Below are 5,145 nucleotides of genomic sequence, written 5' to 3' on the forward strand. Positions count from 1 at the left end.
ATCACCCAGCAAAGTATTATCGATATTAGGCAAGACGATTCGCGCGCCTTTGTATTTAATCCAGGAGTCAGTTTAGATGACCTAGTACGTGCCATTAATGAGGTGGGCGCCGCGCCTGGTGACCTCATGGCCATACTAGAAGCATTAAAAGAAGCCGGCGCTATAAACGGCCAGCTGGTGGTTATTTAACAGACCCGATAGCTATCAGTGGCAAGCTTAAACGCCGGCCACTGATAGCTTTACTCCGCTCACTGGCTCACTTTTTGCATTACTTATTACATTATTCATTATTGTGTCAAAAAGCTGATGGAAACTAATCACCTCGATAAGCAAAACTTTTTTGATTTAGGTAACTTAAACGCTTTGCGTAAAGATGCTCTAAACAGTGGCGATGCATCGACAGATGCGTCTCGCGCTGCACTCAAAAAGGCAGCGGCACAATTTGAAGCTATTTTTACGCAAATGCTGCTTAAAAGCATGCGTAAAGCTAATGAAGCATTTGAAGACAAAGAAAGTCCGTTTAATTCCAGCGGCGTTAAATTTTTTGAAGAAATGCACGACCAACAGCTATCTACAGAGCTTTCTTCAAATGGCTCAATGGGGTTGGCCGATTTAATAGTGCAGCAGTTATCACCCGATGGTAAAAGCTATACGCCAGGCTCAGTACTGCGTACCACCACAGACTTTTTAAGTGATCAGCGTGCTGGCATAGAATTGCCGCATCAACAGCGTAACAAAGCAATCACTGAGCCTGCAATCAGCAATACAGCCAATGCTGCTGAAAAATTAGCGACCAATGCAGCCCCCGCAAACTCAGCACCCGCTAATTTTGACAGTGCCGAACAGTTTGTTAGTACCGTATGGCAGCATGCTAAAACAGCCGCGAAAAAAATAGGTTTAAACCCTGCGGTTATGGTGGCGCAAGCGGCACTTGAAACCGGCTGGGGCAAGCACATTATTAATAAAAGCGATGGCAAGAGCAGTAATAATTTATTTAATATTAAGTCAGACGCACGTTGGCAGGGCGATAAAGCCAGTAAAGTCACCTTAGAGTTTGAGCAAGGTGCAGCGGTTAAAAAGCAAGCCAGCTTTAGAGCTTACGACTCAATAAAAGACAGCGTAAACGACTTTGTGGAGTTTTTAACGCAAAACCCACGCTATAAAAATGCCTTACAGCATACTGCAACGCCAGATAAATTCTTAGATTCATTACAGCAAGCGGGTTATGCTACCGACCCCAATTATGCCAACAAAATAAAACAAGTACTTAACAGTCGCGAGCTAAAAAGCATTGCAACAAGCGTGATCCGCCAAGGAGTAAAGTAATATGTCGTTTAATTTATTAAACATTGCTAATTCAGGGATCAGAGCAAATTCTGACTTGCTGCAAACCACCAGTAAAAATATTGCCAATATAAACACCGAAGGTTACGTACGCGAGCGTACCGAGCACGTTACCATGAGCGACAACCAAGTAGGCAAAGGTAATACCTATCGCCTACTCAATGAGTTTGCGCAACAACAATTAAACAGAGACACCTCAAATAAAACGTTTTTTGAGCAGTTTGTAACAGAAGCAAACCGCGTTGATACCTTGTTTTCACAATCGGCAAATAGCTTATCGACCGGAATAAACTCATTGTTTAATAATGTGCAGGAGGCACTAAATCAGCCGTCATCATCGGTTGCGCGCTCATTGGTAATGACCGATGCCGATAGTTTGCTCAGTCAAATGGAGAGGCTGTCGGGCATAGTGCTAGATCAAAAAAATGTGGTGAATCAGCAGCTAGAGATTTTTTCTGCAGAGGCAAATACCTTAATTGAAAAAATAGGTTCGCTAAATCAGCAAATTGCAGGCGTACATGGTGGCGATAACGCGTCGGCTGCCAGTGGCGTTTACAATGAACGCGATAAAGCGATACGCGATTTATCTGAGCTTATTGATGTTGAAACACTCGATGGCCCGCACGGCGAAAAGCTGGTATTTATGGGCAGTGGTGAGGCGGTGGTAATGCAAAATGGCGCATTTAATTTATTTTCGATGCGCGGTGACCCGGATCCTAACTTTAAAGAGTTGCGCTTAGATGTGAATGGCGGCAAAGCGGTGCCGCTTGAAGTGGATGCCAGCAAATTAAAAGGCAAAATTGGCGGCTTACTCGCCTTTAGAGACGACATTTTAGTGCCGGCGCAAAACCAAATTGGCCAAATGGGCTTAGCGATTGCCGATGCCTTTAATCAGCAAAACCATTTAGGAATGGACGCCAACGGTAAACTGGGCGGCGATATATTCACTATACCCACAGTTAATGGTTATGGCTATCAAGCAAACACTGGCTCTGCGAGTGTGAGCGCCACAGTTGAACCCGGTAAAGGCAAGGAGTTACCGGCCAGTGACTTTATTGTGACCTATACCGCTAATCCAAACGAAGTGAGTATTCAGCCAATCGATAATAAAGGCGAGCCGTTAGGTAGCCCGACTACAGCCACATTTGCTGGTGGTGAAATCAACTCGACTAATAACCCGGGTGTGGATTTATTTGGCTTGCAACTCACTGAGTCTGGTGTGGGTAATGCAAGCGATAAATTTCAAATTAAACTTAATTCAGAAGCGGCCGCTAACATTACGTTAGTAACAGGGCGCGGTGAAGATTTAGCACTGGCCTCGCCAATACGCACCGCAGATGGGATTAATAATACCGGAACGGGCACTATTTCAGCGGGGAGTGTAACTAGCGTAACCGCAGGGGGCTTTGCTGCAACGAGTCCACCGACACTCGCTAATGGTCCAATTACGCTAGTGAAAACGGCCAATGCAAATGAATACACCATGACAGATGGAGCTAATAGCAGTACATTTACAGTAACGCCTCCTGCAAAAAACATGCTACAGCAAGCAGGGAATGGCTTTGAGCTATATGGTTTTGATTTTGATATTACAGGCGTGCCAGCAACCGGCGACAGCTTTACCCTTGAATTTAATACCGGCGGCTTTGACGATAACCGCAATGGCTTAAAATTTGCCGAGTTACAACAAGGTGAATTAGTGCGGCAAAATGTGGTTGCAAGCCCTCTGGCCGATAACCATAAAACCTTTAACCAAGCGTATGCCGGGTTAGTTACCGATATTGGCGTGGTAACCGGGCAAGCTAAAACCAATGGTGCGGCGTTTGATGCATTGGCGCAGCAGTCTGAGGCATGGTATGAGTCGTTGTCAGGCGTAAACCTTGACGAAGAAGCGGCCAATTTACTGCGCTTTCAACAATCTTATGCGGCTTCAGCGCAAGTGCTGTCTGCTGCTCGCTCTATTTTTGACACTTTACTCAGTGCCGCGAGGTAATTATGCGTTTATCAAATAATTTAATGTATCAAAACAGCATTAATAAAATACTACAAAATCAAAATGGTGTTGCAAGCGCGCAACAGCGAGTAAATACGGGGCAAAAGTACTTAGCAACCTCAGAAGCACCCGCTGCAATATCGCAAGCCATGCTGTACGAAAATAAAATACAAACCAACGAGCAATATACTAAAAATATTAACCAGCTCAATGCTCGTCTTACTACCGAAGAAAGTGTGCTGCAAAGTATTAACGATAACATTCAAGCTGCAAAAGATATCACCTTACAAGCCGGTAATGGTGCCTATACGCAAGACGATATAAAGGCGTTAGCGGTGGAATTAAGCGAAATACAACAAACACTGGCCGATTTAATGAACAGCCGCTCAGAAGACGGCAAGTACATATTTTCAGGCTACCAAGACAGCATTCAGCCGTTTCAGTTTGATGCGGCGAGTGGCAGCTACCTTTATAAGGGCGACCAAGGTCAGCATAAAGTGACTATTGCTGAAGGGGTGTCGATTAAATCGAGTGACAACGGTTACGATATTTTTGAAAAAACCAATGCACGGTTAAATGTGGCATCAAATACCGGTGATGCATCCAGTACATTAGCGGGTTCAGTATATGTTGATAAGCAAGGCGTGTTTGATCAGTTTCATAAAGCTAACTATAACGCCGACCCTACTGCTGCAGCCACAGCAAATACTTTTAATGTAGTGGTTACTGCTGGTGCTAACCCGAGCGATCCGGATCAGTATGAAATATTACGTGATGGAGTAGCGCAAGTACCACCTGTTAGCGGGAATGTAACCGACGAGCCAATCGAGTTTGCCGGCATGAAAATTCAGCTAAGCGGCACTGCACCTGGGCAGCTCGACTTTAGCCTTGAACCCCCTCACAAAGAAAACGTACTTAATACGCTACAAGGGCTTATTAGTGGTTTAAATAGTGGCAATCTTAACGGTGACGACTTTCAGCAAGTACTAAATGATGGTGTAGTGCAGCTACAAAATGCCACTGAGCAAGTGCTGTTTAGCCAAGCCAGTTTGGGGGGGCGGATGAATGCACTTGAGCGTGTAAGTGACTCAAATGCAGCGCTTGATGTTGAACATAAAAGTAATAAAGCCAACTTAGTTGAAATAGACATGGCCGAAGCCATTAGCGAACTTACTAAGCAAGAAACCGCCCTGCAAGCGTCACAAGCCACCTTTGGGCGTTTGGCTAAACTCTCGTTGTTTGATTATTTGTAATAGTTAAAGAGCAGGGTTTAGGTATCAGGTATCAACCTAGAACCTAATACCTAATACCTAATACCTAATACCTAATACCTAGAACCTAGTCTTTAGAGCTTCATCCCTAAAACCTTTACCTCGGTGTGCTCGGTATTGGAGTTATATTAGCTTGCCGGTAGGCGTCAAGCTTGCTGGCGCACGCACGCAGTGTGACTTTGTGTTAGTAACAATATTCACCACAGAGGTTATGAGGCGCTGCGCTTTAGAGCAGTAATAAAACACGGTTATTGTTTATTGGCTTCTTGAAGGGCTGCTTTCAGGTATCAGGATTCGGGCTTTAGGTAGAAAATAACCAAGCACAGTGTTTAGGCCTTGCTGTGGGCGTCAACTAACTTGAAAAACTCCGCGCACGAACTGTGAAAACCTATTCACCACAGGGGATATGAGACGCTGCGCTTTGGAGTAGAAAAAACACTAAAGTAAAAACGCGTTATATCTCGAATACCCCACTCAGCCAGTAAGCGGCAAAAAACTGTCACTATTTATTAACCTTCCATTATAAAGCTCGATTTC

General features: G+C 44.5%; 4 protein-coding genes. All 4 read left to right on the forward strand.

The genetic code is table 11. From position 1 onward, the window contains the following. Positions 1-189: flagellar basal body P-ring protein FlgI (locus ABYB02_RS14375; protein WP_372763100.1), on the forward strand; the 189-nt coding region annotated here is incomplete at its 5' end. A gap of 117 nt (positions 190-306) precedes the next feature. After that, a complete protein-coding gene (flgJ, locus tag ABYB02_RS14380) occupies positions 307-1,326 on the forward strand; it encodes a flagellar assembly peptidoglycan hydrolase FlgJ (RefSeq protein WP_372763101.1) in 1,020 nt (339 codons plus the stop codon). Between the two features lies 1 nt (position 1,327). Next, complete coding sequence (locus ABYB02_RS14385) at positions 1,328-3,337, forward strand: flagellar basal body rod C-terminal domain-containing protein (protein ID WP_372763102.1); 2,010 nt, start codon at positions 1,328-1,330, stop codon at positions 3,335-3,337. Between the two features lie 2 nt (positions 3,338-3,339). Beyond that, positions 3,340-4,590, forward strand: coding sequence for a flagellar hook-associated protein FlgL (gene flgL, locus ABYB02_RS14390; protein WP_372763103.1), 1,251 nt, complete (start codon positions 3,340-3,342; stop codon positions 4,588-4,590). Positions 4,591-5,145 lie beyond the last annotated feature (555 nt).

It is taken from the genome of Pseudoalteromonas sp. (assembly GCF_041613455.1).
Classification (GTDB): domain Bacteria; phylum Pseudomonadota; class Gammaproteobacteria; order Enterobacterales; family Alteromonadaceae; genus Pseudoalteromonas.